The sequence below is a fragment of the Pseudoxanthomonas sp. CCNWLY206-1 genome (genome assembly GCF_039710385.1).
In the GTDB taxonomy this organism is placed as follows: Bacteria; Pseudomonadota; Gammaproteobacteria; order Xanthomonadales; family Xanthomonadaceae; genus Pseudoxanthomonas_A.
The window spans coordinates 243,551-259,738 of sequence record NZ_JBDKXI010000001.1 but is presented as its reverse complement, the minus strand read 5'-3'; the positions used below and the strand labels follow the sequence as shown (position 1 = coordinate 259,738).

General features: G+C 59.8%; 10 protein-coding genes. 4 read left to right on the top strand and 6 right to left on the bottom strand.

Annotation, left to right across the window (positions count from 1 at the left end; genetic code table 11):
- Positions 1 to 197: 197 nt before the first annotated feature.
- The 6 genes from AADW18_RS01130 to AADW18_RS01105 all read right to left on the bottom strand — a co-directional run bounded on the left by AADW18_RS01130 (position 198) and on the right by AADW18_RS01105 (position 11,054).
- On the bottom strand, positions 198 to 3,179 hold the full coding sequence (locus AADW18_RS01130; protein WP_337341510.1) for a TonB-dependent receptor: 2,982 nt from the start codon (positions 3,177 to 3,179) through the stop codon (positions 198 to 200).
- Between the two features lie 262 nt (positions 3,180 to 3,441).
- Positions 3,442 to 6,504 (bottom strand): TonB-dependent receptor, encoded by a 3,063-nt coding sequence (locus AADW18_RS01125; RefSeq protein WP_337341509.1) that lies wholly within the window; start codon positions 6,502 to 6,504, stop codon positions 3,442 to 3,444.
- 93 nt (positions 6,505 to 6,597) lie between these two features.
- Entirely contained in the window at positions 6,598 to 7,638 is a 1,041-nt protein-coding gene (locus AADW18_RS01120) for a LacI family DNA-binding transcriptional regulator (protein WP_337341508.1), read from the bottom strand.
- Between the two features lie 352 nt (positions 7,639 to 7,990).
- Positions 7,991 to 10,309, bottom strand: a complete 2,319-nt coding sequence (locus AADW18_RS01115; protein ID WP_337341507.1) for a glycoside hydrolase family 3 N-terminal domain-containing protein — start codon at positions 10,307 to 10,309, stop codon at positions 7,991 to 7,993.
- A gap of 182 nt (positions 10,310 to 10,491) precedes the next feature.
- On the bottom strand, positions 10,492 to 10,758 hold the full coding sequence (locus tag AADW18_RS01110) for a BolA family protein (protein WP_337341506.1): 267 nt from the start codon (positions 10,756 to 10,758) through the stop codon (positions 10,492 to 10,494).
- Positions 10,755 to 11,054, bottom strand: coding sequence for a YciI family protein (locus tag AADW18_RS01105; RefSeq protein ID WP_337341505.1), 300 nt, complete (start codon positions 11,052 to 11,054; stop codon positions 10,755 to 10,757). Before AADW18_RS01105 ends, AADW18_RS01110 begins: the two co-directional genes overlap by 4 nt.
- Before the next feature lie 385 nt (positions 11,055 to 11,439).
- Between AADW18_RS01105 and AADW18_RS01100 the strand changes: the two genes are divergently transcribed.
- The 4 genes from AADW18_RS01100 (at position 11,440) to AADW18_RS01085 (ending at position 16,145) form a co-directional block, all read left to right on the top strand.
- On the top strand, positions 11,440 to 12,348 hold the full coding sequence (locus AADW18_RS01100; RefSeq protein ID WP_337341504.1) for a ScpA family protein: 909 nt from the start codon (positions 11,440 to 11,442) through the stop codon (positions 12,346 to 12,348).
- 151 nt (positions 12,349 to 12,499) lie between these two features.
- On the top strand, positions 12,500 to 13,441 hold the full coding sequence (gene scpB, locus AADW18_RS01095) for an SMC-Scp complex subunit ScpB (protein WP_337341503.1): 942 nt from the start codon (positions 12,500 to 12,502) through the stop codon (positions 13,439 to 13,441).
- Positions 13,438 to 15,117, top strand: a complete 1,680-nt coding sequence (locus tag AADW18_RS01090; RefSeq protein ID WP_337341502.1) for a pseudouridine synthase — start codon at positions 13,438 to 13,440, stop codon at positions 15,115 to 15,117. The genes scpB and AADW18_RS01090 overlap by 4 nt, the downstream gene beginning before the upstream one ends.
- A 248-nt stretch (positions 15,118 to 15,365) precedes the next feature.
- Positions 15,366 to 16,145: a ferredoxin--NADP reductase gene (locus AADW18_RS01085; RefSeq protein WP_337341501.1), complete on the top strand. Its 780-nt coding sequence runs from the start codon at positions 15,366 to 15,368 to the stop codon at positions 16,143 to 16,145.
- Positions 16,146 to 16,188: the final 43 nt, after the last annotated feature.

The following is a 16,188-nucleotide window of genomic DNA, read 5'->3' as shown; positions in this document are numbered from 1 at the left end:
GTTCCGGCTGCTTCTGGCATCCCGCCACCAGCAGCGTCAGCGTCAACGATAGCGCGAAGCCAGTAAGCCACGACCAACGCCGGGTTTGAGCATTCCTATTCAAGACTGATTCCTGCTGTAACCGTTTACAATTTTAAATGGAAATGAACCCGCCCACCGAACGGCACCTGAAGGCACCGCCCAGCGGCGGGTTCCAATTACCAATCCAGGCCGAAGGACAGCTTAAAGGTACGCGTTGGCCACAACGTTTCATCACCATTGCGTTTTCCGAAATTTGGATTGCGCGGCTCACCAGCAGCGCCACGCCAACCTTCGAACTGGTTCCAGTTGCGCCAGTTGAACACGTTCAGTACGTCCGCACGGACCTTGAAGCTGAGATCAGTACCCGTATTCCACCGCTTCTCCAGAGCCGCGTCGAACTGCTTGTAGCCGATGCTGCCTTCCGGTTCGTAAGGATCGTAGAAGCAGTTGTCGCTTGAGGGCGCATCATTGCAGTTGGTCGCATCCCGAGGCCGGTGACTGGCTAGCACCAGCTTGCCACTAAAAATGGTGTCCCAACCCACATCGTAAATACCTGATAGCACCAGCCTGTGTTTCGGAACGCCAGTAGAGGTATAGAAGCGATCGCCTACTCTTGGGCCGTCAAAATAGTAAGTTTCGTCTCTGGAAGCATCGCTGCGGTTCTCTTCGGCATCGCTGTACGTATATGCCAGGTTGAGGCCCCAGCCTGATTCCTTGGTGAACGGCTTGTCCAGTGAAACCAGCAGCGAATTCAAGTTGTACTCGAAGCCGTTATCCGCAAGGATCAACGAACCATAGCCGGGGATCGACTGGCCCCAAGGCTGTCCGCCCCAAGTCGCGCCAGGATTCTCATGGAAGTTGCCGTCAGGCCAACGGTTGCCGAGGCGAAAATAGATGCCATCCTTGCTGCGTATGTGTGAAAGGGTGACCGATGTATTCCAATCAACTCCCCACAGTTCCACGAGATTGCGCATACCCAGGCTGTATTGATCCGAGTACGGTGTTTTCAGATCGTTGTTGAGCAAGTTCACTTCACCGCCAGCGCGTGGGTTTGCAGCCACATGACCTGCAATACCTTCAGGCGTCATCAATGCCGGATCGAACGGCAAGCAATCGGTGGACCCGCTATCGCACTCATGGAGCGGTGTATTGAAGTTGATTGCGTATGAGGTAAATGCACCGCCGTAGTACTCACGGGCCATATAGTCGAACAGATTTCGATCATATGCTCGACCGGCACCACCAAAAATCACGTGCTGCTGATCACCAAACAAGTCATACGAGAACCCCAAGCGTGGCTGCCAGGCGTCTTTGAATGCCTTACGGTTGCTGCCATTGCTGATGTAATCCTCAATGTTGTAATCGGTATTCTGGATATTGGTCCAACCACGGAGCGCCGCTGCAAGCTGATCATTGACGCGATAATCCAAATAACTTGGAATCTTTTCGTAATCCCAACGTAAGCCCATGTTGATCGTCAGTTTGTCGTTGACTTCCCAATCATCCTGAACATAGATGCCAAACTGCTTATTCTTTGACTCGACGAACGGCGCTCGGCCTGCCAATGGCGCGGTAAATTCAATGCGGTAGGGCTGAGTCAGGCTTTCGTTTACATCAAAAAAGTACTGGGGATAAGGGGGATTCTGCTGAAATGCATTCAGCTCCACCTGTTTGTACTTGAAGCCCATCTTCAGGGTGTGGCCTTCCCATCCGAAGAACGTCAAATCGTCCTGAAAGGCAAGGCCTTTCTGGCCTTTGTCTTGGAACGTTGGCCCACCCCCCGTGTCAAGCACACCAAGGCGCAAGTTAGCGGGGTTACCAGGGTCGACTATGGTGTAGCGGTAACCGGGACCAGCGGTAACCGGGCTAGGATTGTAGGAGGCGTCCTCAAAGGTGATATGCGCGTCATTAAGCCAGTTTGTGGAACTGAATTGATAACGCAGGTCTACGCGTGTTTCGTCGTTGACGAAGTTCGTAGCGAAGCTCGGGGCACTGATGTCGGCCCCCGGACTGATCGAATCTTCCTGCCTGTAACGCAGCGTAAGTTCCAGCAAATGCGCATCGCTGGCCTGGAAGCTCAACTTTCCGAAGTACAAGTCTTGGTTGAACGGCACGCTGTATCCGCCATAGATGGAGGATAGCTCGGACGGGAGCACGCTGGGATCGAATACCGCCGGTGGCATGACGTTGCGTGGAACCACATAGTCCTTCGCTTCGTAAGAAAGGAAGAAATGCAGCATGTCGCGGACGATGGGGCCGCCAAAGGTCGCACCGTATTGCTCGGTGACCTCTGGCGACTTGGAACCGCGCTTTTCCTCTACTACGCTGGCTTTGCGCCAATCATCAGAAGTGCGATCCCAAAAGAAACTACCCTGAAACTCGTTGGTACCGGATTTCGTTACCGCGGTCACCGCAGCGCTGCTGATCTGATCGTACTCAGCTTTGTAGTTGGATGTTATGACCTTGTATTCGCCAATCGCCGACTGCGGGAATGGATTGCCGCGACTGTCATCCTGACCGGTAATGCCGCCTGGCGTGACGTAGTTCTTTTGGCCGACGCCATCGATGAATACGTTGATGTTACTGGCGCCTTGGGCACCGCTGCGCAGCTGCGTTTCCGAACCATTGGGACTGGAGATGAACTGCATGCCCGGCACAGTGTCGGCAAAAGCCAGGAAGTTGCGCGAGGCTTGTGGCAATAGTTCTATCTGCTCGCTGCTTATGTATGTCGCAATCTCGGATGTCTTGGTCTCCACCAGCATTGCCGCGGTCACGCGGACCGTGTCCAAGGTGGCCGCATCGCCCGCCACTGTGCTGGTACCGGCAGGCGTTTGTAGGTTTAGCGTAGCGGTCTGCCCGACCGCAAGCCTCACGGATCGGCTGATGTTCTGCGACCCTGCTGCTACGTCAATGCGATAAGTGCCTGGAGGCAAGCCGGCCACACTATAGTTGCCGTTGGTCGCCTTGACTGTCCGCGTGAAGCCTGTATCGGTGTTGGTCACCGTCACCGTTGCGTCCGGTGTGGTCAATCCGCGCAGCGTCGCTCCCGTCGACTGCGCAAGCACTGCGGGAGCAGCACCCAGCATCAGGCAGCCAACGAGCGCGCACGTCAGCAGCCTACGCGCTGGCTGCTTCTGAAAATTGCGGTAGTTCTTCATTGCGTCTCCCTCCCCAGGGATTGATCGAAGGTGAGTTCAGATAGATCGGTAGCACTCGTAATCCAAGCGCACATGCATTCAGAACACCAACAACAACGTTGCCAGTTCATCGCCTTTGGCGAGCACTCGCCCGCTGTTTCAAGTTGTGGCACTGGGAACTTTCTTGCACCAACGCTTTCTGGAAACGCCTCGCCTCCTTCGAAGAATCGCAGCCCTAGGACCCGTGGCGCCCGATCAGCGGGCCCCACGGCAGGTTCCATCTTTAGAACTTGAAGCCGACTTCGACGTTCACTGTGCGCGGGAAATAGAAGATATCGCCGTCCTCATTGACCTCGACATCCGGGTCGAACTGCCCATTGCTGCCAAAGCCGTTGTAGCGATATTCCGAGTAGTTCTTGAAGTTGAAGGCGTTCAACAAGTTCGCACGGATCGTGAGCTTAGTGTCCCCGCCCATCGAGAATTCCTTGGTGGCTTGGAAGTCCACCGTGCGATAGCTGAAGATCTTTCCGCCCACCAGGAATTTGCCATTGGCTGGGGGCATGAAGCCGACCAGCTGACAGCGCGAGCCATCCCACTCTTCCACGCCGTAGCAGGCGATGGTGTTACGTGGCGTTGGCGTTTCCAGCACGATCTTCGCGCCGAACGTGATACCCCATGGACCATCGATAGATCCCGCCGCGGTAAAACGATGCTTGGGCTGAGTACTCGATTTCACGAACGGCACATACTGCAGCCGCGACTTGTCGAAATAGGCGAAGGGATCCTCGGAGTTCGTGCTGTTGTGGCGTGCGTGCGTGTGGGTATAACCGAAATTGACGCCCCAACCCGATTCCTTGGTGTAAGGCTTTTCCAGCGACAACAACAGCTGTGTATTGTTGCTCTCCACGCCGTTATCGCCAACGATGGTGCCGCCGTAGCCAGGCACCGTTTCACCCCAAGGCTGACCGCCATTCACAAAGAAGGAGCCATCCGGGTGACGGTTGGCGAGCGTAAAGCCGAACCCATCGCGCGACATGATGCGTTGCACGGTCACGTCGGTCAGCCACTCGCCGATCTGGTTGGTCATGCCCAAGCTGATCTGATCCGAATACGGCGTCTTCAACTTGTTGTTGAGCATGAACACTTCGGCACCGCCGCGTCCCGCCAGGGCAGCACCCAGTTGGTCGATGCCGTTGAGATAATTCGGATCCCAAGGTATGCAGAGCGGGGATGCGGCCCCTTCACGCACGCACTCGCCGGTGGCCGGATCCTGGAACTCCAGGCGTACCAGCGATACCGCCGATTTTGTTTTCTCCAGCGCCAAGTCCTTGAACAGGTTGCGGTCGTAAGAGCGGCCCACGCCGCCATGGATCACGTGTTGCTCGTCGGCGTTCATGTCATAGGAGAAACCCAGGCGCGGCGCCCACGCATCCTTGAAGTTTTCGCGATTGCTGCCGTTGCTGATGTAATCATTCGGGTTGATCGCGTCAATACCGCCCTTCGTCCAACGATTGACCCAGGGCTCGCCCGGATTGGCCGGATCGGGACCATACAACGCCGCCAGATAATCCGCTGACGTCACGTGATCGGTATAAGCCGGCACGTCCTCATAGTCCCAACGGATGCCCAGGTTCAGGATCAGGCGCTCATTGACCTCCCAATCATCCTGGATATAGAAGCCATATTGTTTAGCGCTAGTCTTGACCAGCGCGGACTGGCCGGGCTCGTCGAACGGCGCGAGGAATTCCACACGGTACGGGACGCCTGACACCACACCCGTGGTGGGATCGAACTGGTAGGAGAACTGCGGGTTATACGGCTGGCCGTCGCTCGAGCTCAGATCGATGTCCTTGTAGCTGACGCCCATCTTGATGGTGTGGTCGCCATGCCATTGGAAGCTGTTGAAGGTCAGATCGTTCTGGATCGACCAACCCTTCTGCACTGCGCTTTTCACGCTGAAGCCATCGGCCGGCCCCAGGTTCAGCAGTGCGTACTCACGTGGCGGCTCACCCGGGATTGCAAAGTCAAACACCGATATTTTGCGGCCACTACCGAAGAAGAATGGATTGGGATTGTTCTCGGACTCTTCAGTGGCGACGATCAGTTCATTGAAGAAGCGATCCCCACTATGCTGCCAGCGCAGGTTCGCGCGCTTGTCCTTGTTGATGCGCTGCTGGCCGTGTTCGGGCGTGTCCAGGCCGCCGATGTTGCCGGCCTGGGTTTCGTCGCGGTGCTGGCCGCTCAGTTCCAAGCGGTCTCGTTCGCCGATGTCCCAGCTCAACTTGCCGAAGAACAGGTCTTCCTCGAGGGGAATATAAGCCGCACCGTATTGGGAACGCAGATCCTCCGGCAGGAATTCCCAGGCGTTGCCGGATTCGGCGGACGGCTGGATGCTGCGCGCATAGATGTTTTCTTTGTTCTCGTAGGCGATGAAGAAGTGCATCCGGTCCTTGAGAATCGGCCCGCCCAAGGCTACGCCCCATTCCTTGATCTGCGATTTTCCCTTTCCATCTTCCTCTTCGCTAGGGAGCTTTTCGCGCATGCTCTCATCGGTATAGTGATAGAACGCTTCGCCCTGGAACTCGTTGGTGCCCGAGCGGGTAGCGGCAGTGATGGCGGCGCCGCTGATCTGGCCGTACTCGGCCTTGTAGTTGGAAGTGATGACCTTGTACTCACCGATGGCCAACTGCGGGAACGGATTGCCGCCGCTCGATTGCTGACCCGCGATACCACCGCGCTCGACGTAGCTTTTCTGGCTTACACCATCGATGAACAGATTGGTCGAACTGGTATTGGTCGCACCGCTGCGCAGCTCAGCTACACCCTGCGCATTGATCTTGAACTGCATGCCGGGAACGGTGTCCGCAAACTCGAGGAAGTTGCGCGTGGCCTGCGGCAATTGCTCGATCTGGCGCTGCGAGATGGTATTGCCCACTTCCGAGGTGCGGACGTCGCGCAACAACGGCGCCGATACTCTTACGGCTTCCAGATCGGTCGCTTCGGCAGGCGCCGCAGCGGCAGTATCCGGCGCCAGGTTCAGGGTCGAATTCGCTGCCACGGCCAGCGTCACCGTCTTGGAAATACCGCCCGCTTGCACCGTATACGTGCCGGGCGGCAGGCCGACAAGGGTATAAGTGCCGTTGGCGGTGGTCTGTGTTCTCCGCACTGCGCCGGTGGCCACGTTGGTGGCAACGACTTCGGTACTTACCGGCGAGCCCGCCACCTGTCCACGCAGAGTGGCGCCGGTAGACTGTGCGAAGGTCGGCATGCTCAGCATCAGGCAACTGGCCAATGCGCAGGTCAAAAGCTTGCGGGTGGGTTTATTGGTTCTTTTTTGCTTTTTCATAGTGTTCTCTCTCCCAAAAGAAACTGCAGAACTGCTGGTAAATACATTTCTGTAATCGGTTACAACCACAGGCAAAAAAAAGCCCGAAGCGGATCAAGAATCGCCAGAACCCGGAACGCTCGGAATCGACTTCACGCTCGATGCGCGGACGATCAACTCGGGCACCAATGTCTGCGGCGTTGGGGTGTAGACGCCTTCCGCATCGATCGCCTCCAGCAAACTGGTCATCGCCTGCCCGCCCAGTTCAGCGATGTTGACGCGCATGGTGGTCAAGGTAGGGTGAACGAAGCGCGCCAGCGGAATGTCGTCAAAGCCCGCCAGTGCGATGCCGCCTGGCACTCGCACCTCGCTTTCGTTGAATGCGTACAGGCAGCCCAGCGCCATCATGTCGTTGGCCGCGAACACGGCGTCCGGGCGCTGCTTGGCCTGCAGGACGCGTTTACCGGCTTCGTAGCCAGACGCCTCGTCGAAGTCGCCGGGGAGTTCCCACGGCTCCGCGTCGGGCACATAGCGGCGCAAGGCATCGCGATAGCCGCGTAGTCGCTCGCGTGCGTCGAAGTTGTCTTCCGGCCCGCAAATAAAAGCGATCCGGCGATGCCCCGCTTGCGCCAGGTGCTCCACCATGGCGGCGGCACCACCATAGTTGTCGATGGAGAGGATCGGGTAAGGCGAATCCGGCAGATACGTATTGATCAGCACCGCCGGCAATGACGACGGCAAATTGTCGACCAGAAAACCAGGATCATCCGAATAAGGCGACAGCACCAGCAAACCATCCACGCGACCACGCATCGCGCGCAAAGCCGCACCCTGTTCTTCCGGATGGCCGTGATAGCTGGACACCAGCAAATGCTGCCGCCGTGCACGCGCGACCAGATCTATGCCGCGAATCAGCTCGGAAAAGAATTCGCCGTACAGATCGGGCAACACCACACCGATGGTCTGGGTATGCCGGCTGCTGAGGCTGCGCGCTGCCGCGTGAGGTTGATAACGCAGCCGATTGGCGATTTCCACCACGTGCTTGCGAACCGCATCCGCTACATTCTCATGACCATTTAAAGCACGCGACACGGTCGCCACCGATACGTTGGCTTCGCGTGCGACATCCTTGATGGTGACTGCGGTTCGCGCCATTTACCGCCCCTCCGCGGCCATGACTAAAATTTAAGTGGCCGGACTGTAAACGTTTTCATAACACGATGTAAAGCCCATATTTCATCTATGAAATATGGGCCGTAAATCAGCAACTTAGCATCGGTAATTTCAAACTAAAACTGCTGCAGCGCACCAACAAATTCAATTATGTGTAACACCAAGATATATCGGCGTTTTTTCTTGCACTTATTCTTCAAGTATTGCGCCGGTCCAATCCGCGCTTCGGCATGAGCGACGCGTCATTACGAAATGACGCGTGCGTTACACAGGTCCGGAATGACACCGGGCAAAATCCATGCTTGCGCAGTTCGCTTGCGGTGGACCACCTGCCCTATGGTGCCGTTACCGTAAATTTTGCTTCCAGATTGTCAATGGAATTACCGCCGGCGAACACGGTGAATGTTCCCGGCTCCACCACACGCTTCATATCCGCTCCATAGAACGCCAGATCATCTGGCGTGAGCGTAAAGCTCACCGCCTGGGTCTGACCGGGCTCCAGATGGATACGACGAAACCCGCGCAGTTGCTTTACCGGCCGGGTGACGCTAGCAACGTCATCGCGCACGTAAAGTTGCACCACCTCGTGACCTGCCCGCTTACCCGTATTGGTGACGGTCACGGTAACTTCCTGTCGGCCGTCCGCGCTGATCTTCGGCTGCTTCACCGAGATTTTGCCGTAGCGGAAGGTGGTGTAGCTGAGGCCGTGGCCGAACGAGTACAGCGGTGTCCACGGCACATCGACGTACTTGGACGTATAGCGCTCATCTTCCTTGGGCGGACGCCCGGTGTTCTTGTGTGCGTAGTAGATCGGCACCTGGCCTACATTGCGCGGGACTGTGACCGGCAACTTCCCGGCCGGATTGAAGTCGCCGAACAACACATCGGCGATGGCAGGACCACCTTCCACCCCGGGAAACCACGCTTCCACAATGGCAGGAATACTTTCGCGCACGCTACCGATAGAAAGCGGCCGGCCATTCAACAACACTACTGCGGTCGGCTTGCCGATCTCGCCGACTGCCAACGCAAGCTTCTCTTGCACGCCAGGCAAATCCAGCGAAGTACGATTTCTCGCTTCAGCGCTCATATCCGGATGTTCACCAAGAAACATGACCACGGCGTCGGCTTCACGCGCGATGCTCAGTGCTTTTTCGAAGCCCGAAGTGTCGTCGTCATCGATCGATGCGCCTTCCGCGAACAATACTTTCGTTTGCGGACCGACCGCGGCACGAATGCCGGCCAGTGGCGTGATCGCGTCCTCCGCACGTCCATCGCCTGCCCAGTTGCCCAGCATGGCGGCCGGCAGATCCGCCAACGGCCCAATCACCGCCAACGTGCGGATCTCTTTCGAAAACGGCAGCGTATCGTTCTTGTTATCCAGCAGCACCATTGACTTGCGTGCCATTTCGCGCGCGGCTGCGCGGTGTTCCGTCGTCAGTGTGCGCTCTTTCTCGCGTGCGGTATCGCAATAGCGATAGGGATCCTGAAACAACCCCAGCCGGTATTTGGCGCGCAGCACTCGGCGCACCGATTCATCGACGTAGGCCAGCGGCAATTTTTTCGCGCGCACGGCAGCGGGCATTTCCTTCTCGTAGATACGGCTCACCATGTCGACGTCCACGCCGGCACGCAGACTCTGCTCGCCCGCTTCGGTGCGATTGGCCGCGATGCCATGGGCCAAGAGTTCAGCGACGCCCGTGTAGTCGCTGACCAGTACGCCGTCGAATCCCCACTCCTTGCGCAGCACGTTCTCGATCAGACCGCCATTGGCATGCATCGGCACGCCGCCTACTTCGTTGAACGCCGCCATGACCGATTGCGCGCCTGCGTCGATCGCTGCCTTGAAAGGAGGCAGATAGACTTCGCGCAAGGTGCGCTCCGAGATGTCGGCAATGTTGTAATCGCGGCCGCCTTCCGCCGCGCCGTAGGCAACGAAATGTTTGGCCGTCGCCAGCATTGTGTCATCGGCCGCCAGATCCTTGCCTTGGAAACCCCGCACGCGCGCCGCGGCCATGACAGAACCGAGATAGGGGTCCTCGCCTGCGCCTTCGACAATGCGGCCCCAGCGCGGATCGCGCGCGACGTCCACCATGGGCGCATAGGTCCAGTGGATGCCGTGCGCCGTCGCTTCGACGGCCGCTACACGGGCGGCGTTTTCAACCTCAACCGGATCGAAGCTGGCCGCTTCGCCCAACGGCACGGGGAAAATGGTGCGGTAGCCGTGGATCACGTCGTAGCCGTACATCAAAGGAATGCCCAGGCGCGACTTTTCCACCGCGATGCGCTGCAACCGGCAAGTGAGCGCCGCGCCATGAGTGCCCAGGAGGGAACCGATCTGCCCCTTTCGGATCTGATCCTCGCCGCCGGCCATGGCCTTCGGGCCGGTGTCGTTGCCCAGTCCGGGGGGCTGGTTCAGCTGGCCCAGCTTTTCTTCGAGCGTCATCTTGGCCAGCAGCGCTTCCACGAATGCCTGCTCACCTGCGGATGCTGAGGCCGTGGAAGATGTGGAGGTTTCCGCGGCGGCCAACGGAGTAGCCAGACCGACCGCCAGACAGCAGACCAACAGACGTTTGCTGCCTGCCTTCCCACCCGGGAGCGGCGGATCGTTCCCAAGCGCGTTGCCACCGAAGCCCTGAAGCTTGTTTCTCATTCCCCTTCCTCGCTCTCATCGAATACGAAACGGCGAATGTAATCGTTTTCAGTCACTTCCGCAAAAGCACGCAGAACCAACCAAATCGATGACGATCAACAACTTATCGATCCACGCATGGATGCCGCGTAGTCCGGGCTGAGGCAGCGTTTCGTCTGCCCAAGCGCAACAGAACCTTTCTTCTACCGCCGATCACCTGGCTGGGCATCAATGGACAAAGCATGGATGTCGGTCTGCATCATCTCGCCCAGGGCGGTGTACACGGCGCGATGGCGGGCCAAAGGCGGCATCCCGGCGAAGGCCTCGCAGACGATACGGACACTGAAATGTCCCCGCCCGTCGCGAGCGCCGGCATGTCCGGCATGCTTATGGCTGTCGTCGACCACCTCCAGTTCCAACGGCTGGAAAGCGGCTTCCAGGGCACTGCGGATGCGCTCCACCCGCGTCACGGCAGCACCTTGCGGAACGGGCGCACCTCCACCCGCGCGTAGACCCCGGCTTCGGTATACGGATCGGCGTCGGCCCAGGTCCTGGCAGCTTCAAGGGAATCGAATTCGGCAATCACCAGGCTGCCGCTGAAGCCGGCCGGGCCGGGATCTTCCGCGTCGATCGCCGGGCACGGCCCCGCCAGCAACAGGCGACCTTCGTCGCGAAGCGCCATCAGGCGCGCCAGGTGTGCAGGCCGCGCCGCCAAGCGCTTGGGCAGCGCGCCTTCCACGTCGTAGCCTTCTATGGCGTACCACATACGGTCTTTCTCCTAAGGGTCTGGCTGAATTGTACGGTGCGCATGGCGCGGCGAAGCTGGACACCGCCCGCATCAACGCTTACTCTTGGTCCATTGCACGGCCGGAAGCAGCGGCCCGTCCTGGGGATGAACTGGCTTGGTGATCGCTTCCACGCCGGTTTTCCGCGACCCAACGACGATCGATTCGCTGCCCCCACCCGCCCGCGCCGACGACCTCCTCGCTGTCCTCCGCCGCATCTTCCGCGGCGTACGTTGCTTGTTGAAGTATGGGAAGCGTTCGCCCTGCGACGCATTGGTTAGGTTTAGCGCAACGCCCGGCCCTGCCGCGCGACGTCTGCGGCACATGGCGACACATGGCTACGAATAGCACCACGGCTGTTTCTTGATGAGCTCCGAACTCGCGCAAGACGCGAATCCAACCCAGAACAATCATCCGCAGCAGCAGGAAATGCCGCTGGCGATGGTGCATGGGCAACCGGTGCTTCAAATTCCGCAGGACCTGTACATCCCGCCGGATGCGCTGGAAGTCATCCTGGATGCCTTCGAAGGTCCGCTGGACCTGCTGCTCTACCTGATCCGCCGTCAGAACCTGGACATCCTGGATATCCCGGTGGCGGAAATCACCCGCCAGTACGTCGCCTATATCAATGTGATGCAGGAGCTTCGATTCGAACTGGCGGCCGAGTACCTGGTCATGGCCGCCATCCTGGCCGAGATCAAATCACGCATGCTGCTGCCTCGCACTGTCTCGGAAGAGACTGAAGAAGGCGATCCGCGTGCCGAGCTGGTCCGCCGCCTGCAGGAATACGAACGCTTCAAGCAAGCCGCCGAGGATCTGGACGCCCTGCCCCGGCAGGACCGCGACACCACACCAGTGCAGGCGCATGTGCCGGATCGCGCCGCGGTCCGCCTGCCGCCGCCGGTGGAATTGCGCGAGATGCTGCTGGCACTGCACGACGTGCTCAAGCGCGCCGAGCTGTACACCGGCCATGCGATCAAGCGCGAAGCCCTGAGTGTGCGCCAGCGCATGGGCGACGTGCTGACGCTGCTGGAAGACGGCAAGTTCCACCGCTTCGAGTCCATGTTCACCGCCGAGGAAGGCAAGTTGGGCGTGCTGGTCACGTTCCTGGCCATGCTGGAATTGGCCAAAGAGCAATTGTTGGACATCGTGCAGGAAGCCCCGCTGGCACCGATCTACGTGAAGTCGCTGGCGCTGAACAACACCAACGAACCGCTGCAGTTCTCCAGCGAGTTCGACGACACGGATGCCGCCAACGACGATGCGCAAAAGTAGTGTCCTGGTTCGTTCCGACAACCAGAACCCGTTTTGCCGCTGCTTCCCCTTGGCTGAATCGACACGACCGCAATATCAAAAGAAGTCCCGGCCTTCGCCGGGGTAACGGCTGGAACACTCACTTATTACTACTTCCGACGCCAAGATTCTGATGGATCAATCGCTTATCAATCGCATTGTCGAAGCTGCTCTGCTGGCGGCGAACCAGCCGCTGGCGCTGGCGCAACTGCACGGGCTGTTTCCCGAAGAGCAACCGGCCCCACCGGGTAGCGTCGAGCAAGCGCTGGAACAACTGCGCGACGCCTGTGCCGACCGTGGCGTCGAACTGGTGGAGGTGGCCTCCGGCTTCCGCTACCAGGTCAAGGCCGATGTGCACAATTGGGTGGCGCGACTGTGGACCGAGCGCAAGACCAAATACACCCGCGCGACGCTGGAGACGCTGGCACTTATCGCCTATCGCCAGCCCATCACTCGCGGCGAAATCGAACAGGTTCGCGGCGTGGCGGTCAGCAGCAACATCATCCAGGCACTGGAAGAGCGCGAGTGGATCCGTGTCGTCGGCCATCGCGACGTGCCCGGCAAACCGGCGCTGTTCGGCACCACCAAGGGCTTCCTGGATTACTTCGGCCTCAAGCGCCTCGACGAACTGCCGCCGCTGTCCGAACTGAAAGACATCGGCGAACTGGAACCGCAGCTGCAACTGGATGGCGCGCCCATGCCCGCCGGTATTGCGCAAGGATCCGATTCGGCCCCGGTCATGGATGACGCGGATGAAAGTGCTGCCGATGCCGACGACATGAATGACATCGATGCCGACACGACCGCTGACAGCGACGACAGCGACAATGCCGAGGCGGACGAAGACAACGCCGAACTCGATGACCGTACCGATGCGGACGAAGCAGACCGCGCCGAAGACTACGAAGAAAAAGACGAATCCATTTCAGAATCCGCCGATGACAACGGCGACCGCTTCGGCCACACCACCGACGCCGGCGACGATGCCGACGTTTCCACCGATACCAACCCACATGATGACGACGCCGCCGATTCCGAAGAGGAAAGCCGGGCACCGTCGGAGCAAAAACAATGAGCAACACCCCTCGCAATAAACTCTCGCTGAAACGCGAAGGCGCCGATAACGGCGAAACGACCACCGCCAAGCTCGAAGAACGCCTGCACAAGGTGCTCGCGCAGGCTGGCCTGGGTTCGCGCCGTGCGCTGGAACAGCGCATCGCCGACGGCCTGGTCAAGGTCAACGGCGAAGTCGCGCAGACCGGCATGTCGATCAAGGGCGGCGACCGCATCGAGCTGGACGGTAAGACTTTCGTCGCCAGTGCGTTGACCGAACCCTCGCGCGTGCTGATCTACAACAAGCCCGAAGGCGAAGTGACCACGCGCGAAGACCCCGAAGGCCGCCCGACCATCTTCGAAGCACTGCCCTCTCTCAAAGGCGCACGCTGGATCGCCATCGGCCGCCTGGACATCAACACCACGGGCCTGCTGCTGCTGACCACCGACGGTGAACTCGCCAACGCGATGATGCATCCTTCGTTCGAAGTCGAACGCGAATACGTGGTACGCGTGCGTGCGCCGGAAGGCCAGGACAGCGTTCCCGACAACATCGTCGATCGTTTGCGCCGTGGCGTGGCGCTGGAAGACGGCCCGGCCAAGTTCGACGAGATCGACCGCATCGGCGGCACCGATTCGCACGACTGGTTCCGCGTGGTGGTGAAGGAAGGCCGCAATCGTGAAGTGCGCCGCCTGTGGGAATCCCAGGGCTGCCAGGTCAGCCGCCTGAAGCGCACCCGTTACGGCCAGATCTCGCTGCCGCAGCCGCTGCTGCGCGGTCAGTCGCAGGAATTGTCTGCCACTCAGGTCGAATCGCTGCGCAAGGAGCTGGGTCTGGAAGACGGTGCACCGGCCGCATTGACGCTGCAGCCGGTCATCGGCCAGCGCAAGGCCGCCAAGGCCACTGTGCATGTTTCTCGCGAAGGCCGCAGCCAAGGTTACGTCAATGGTCACAACGTCGCCGATGAAGGCCGCGAACTGCGCCGCTTCGATCACGTTCGCGAAGACCGCGGCCGCGGTCGTGGCGGTCCGCGCAAGCATGGCGGACTGACCGTCAGCGGCGAAGCCGCCGCCAAGCAGTCGCAAAAACCGTTCAAGCAACGTGCGCCGAAGGGTCCCAAGCCGTTGCCGGATGGCAATCCCGCAGCCTTCCGCAGCTGGTACGTGCCGGAAGGCGTGGACACCGGCCCCTCCGGGCATCGCAACGCCGGACCGGGCGGTCCCAAAAAGCCTTACGCCGGCAAGCCGGGTGGGCGTCCAGGCGCAGGTCCGCGTCCGGGTGGTCCCGGCGGCCCGAAGCGCGGTGGAAGCCCGTATGGCGAACAACGCGGCCCAGGTGGTCCAGGCGCCGGTGGCGATCGCTTTGGCAATGACCGTGGCGGCTTCAACGCCGAACGCGGTCCGAGAGGCGGCCAAGGTGCGGGCCAGGGCCAGCGAGCTCCTCGCCCCTATGGTCATCCAGGCAACGCGCCCAATTTCCCCTCCGACCACGCCAATCCCGGCTTCAGCCCTTATGGCCAGACGCCGCGCGCGCCGCGCCCGCAAGGCGCTCGTCCCGGCGGCAATCGTCCGCAGAACGCTGGCCCGCGTCCTCCAGGCGGCCGCCCCGGCGGTCCGCGTCCTGGCGGCCCGCGCGGTCCGGGTGGCCGTCCCGGCGGCGGTAATCGTGGGCCTCGCGGTGGTGGCCAGGGCGGTTGATTTCGCAGCTACCGTTTGCATCAGAAAGGGCGCTTCGGCGTCCTTTCTGCTTTGGCGTGCCTTTGTATTTGTAGGAGCGGCGTCCCGCCGCGAGCTCTTCCCGTCAGGTCACGATAGAAGCGAAGAGCTCGCGGCGGGACGCCGCTCCTACAACGACCCACCTACAACGCCTCAATAGCTCCTGCAAAAAGCCCATTTGCATCGTCGGTTACAATTCGCACCGAACCTCTTCCCCACTTCTGAACCTCATGTCCTCCGCTTTTGGCACCGAGACGGTGCTGGACGTCCGTCACTGGACCGACGATTACTTCAGCTTCACCACCACGCGCGACGATGGCTTCCGTTTTGATAACGGACAGTTCGTCATGATCGGTCTGCAGACCGAGGGCAAGCCGTTGATGCGCGCTTACTCCATTGCCAGCGCCAACTGGGAAGAACAGCTGGAATTCTTCAGCATCAAAGTGCCCAATGGTCCGCTGACCTCACGTCTGCAGCACATCCAGCCGGGCGACACCGTACTTATCGGCCGCAAACCGACTGGTACGTTATTGATCAGCGATCTGCATCCCGGTCGCAATCTCTATCTGCTTGGCACCGGCACCGGCTTGGCGCCCTGGCTATCGATCATCAAGGATCCGGAAACTTACGAGCGCTTCGAACGCGTGATCCTGACCCACGGTGTACGCAGCGAAAAGGATCTGGCGTATCGCGACTATTTCGAAAAAGAACTGCCGCAGCATGAGTTCCTGGGCGAAACCATCCGCGAGAAGCTGCTGTACTACCCTGCGGTAACTCGCCACGAGTTCGCCAACCGCGGCCGCCTGACCGACCTGATGGCCACCGGCCAGATGATGGAGTCCCTGGGCATCGAACCTTTGGATGCCGAGAAAGATCGCGCCATGATTTGCGGCAGCCCGCAAATGCTCGCCGATTTTCGCACTCTACTGGATGGTCGTGGCTTCACCGCCGCGCCGCGTATCGGCACGCCAGGGCAGTATGTGTTCGAGCGGGCTTTCGTGGAGAAGTAGTAAGACCTTGCGTTCCGGCCCGCACCGGGACCACGAGGGAGTA

Coding starts and splice junctions, on each gene's coding strand:
- AADW18_RS01120 (WP_337341508.1), bottom strand. CDS start 7,638: ATGGCGCGAACCGCAGTCACCATCAAGGATGTCGCACGCGAAGCCAAC.
- AADW18_RS01130 (WP_337341510.1), bottom strand. CDS start 3,179: ATGAAGAACTACCGCAATTTTCAGAAGCAGCCAGCGCGTAGGCTGCTG.
- AADW18_RS01100 (WP_337341504.1), top strand. CDS start 11,440: ATGAGCTCCGAACTCGCGCAAGACGCGAATCCAACCCAGAACAATCAT.
- scpB (WP_337341503.1), top strand. CDS start 12,500: ATGGATCAATCGCTTATCAATCGCATTGTCGAAGCTGCTCTGCTGGCG.
- AADW18_RS01105 (WP_337341505.1), bottom strand. CDS start 11,054: ATGTGGTACGCCATAGAAGGCTACGACGTGGAAGGCGCGCTGCCCAAG.
- AADW18_RS01090 (WP_337341502.1), top strand. CDS start 13,438: ATGAGCAACACCCCTCGCAATAAACTCTCGCTGAAACGCGAAGGCGCC.
- AADW18_RS01125 (WP_337341509.1), bottom strand. CDS start 6,504: ATGAAAAAGCAAAAAAGAACCAATAAACCCACCCGCAAGCTTTTGACC.
- AADW18_RS01085 (WP_337341501.1), top strand. CDS start 15,366: ATGTCCTCCGCTTTTGGCACCGAGACGGTGCTGGACGTCCGTCACTGG.
- AADW18_RS01115 (WP_337341507.1), bottom strand. CDS start 10,309: ATGAGAAACAAGCTTCAGGGCTTCGGTGGCAACGCGCTTGGGAACGAT.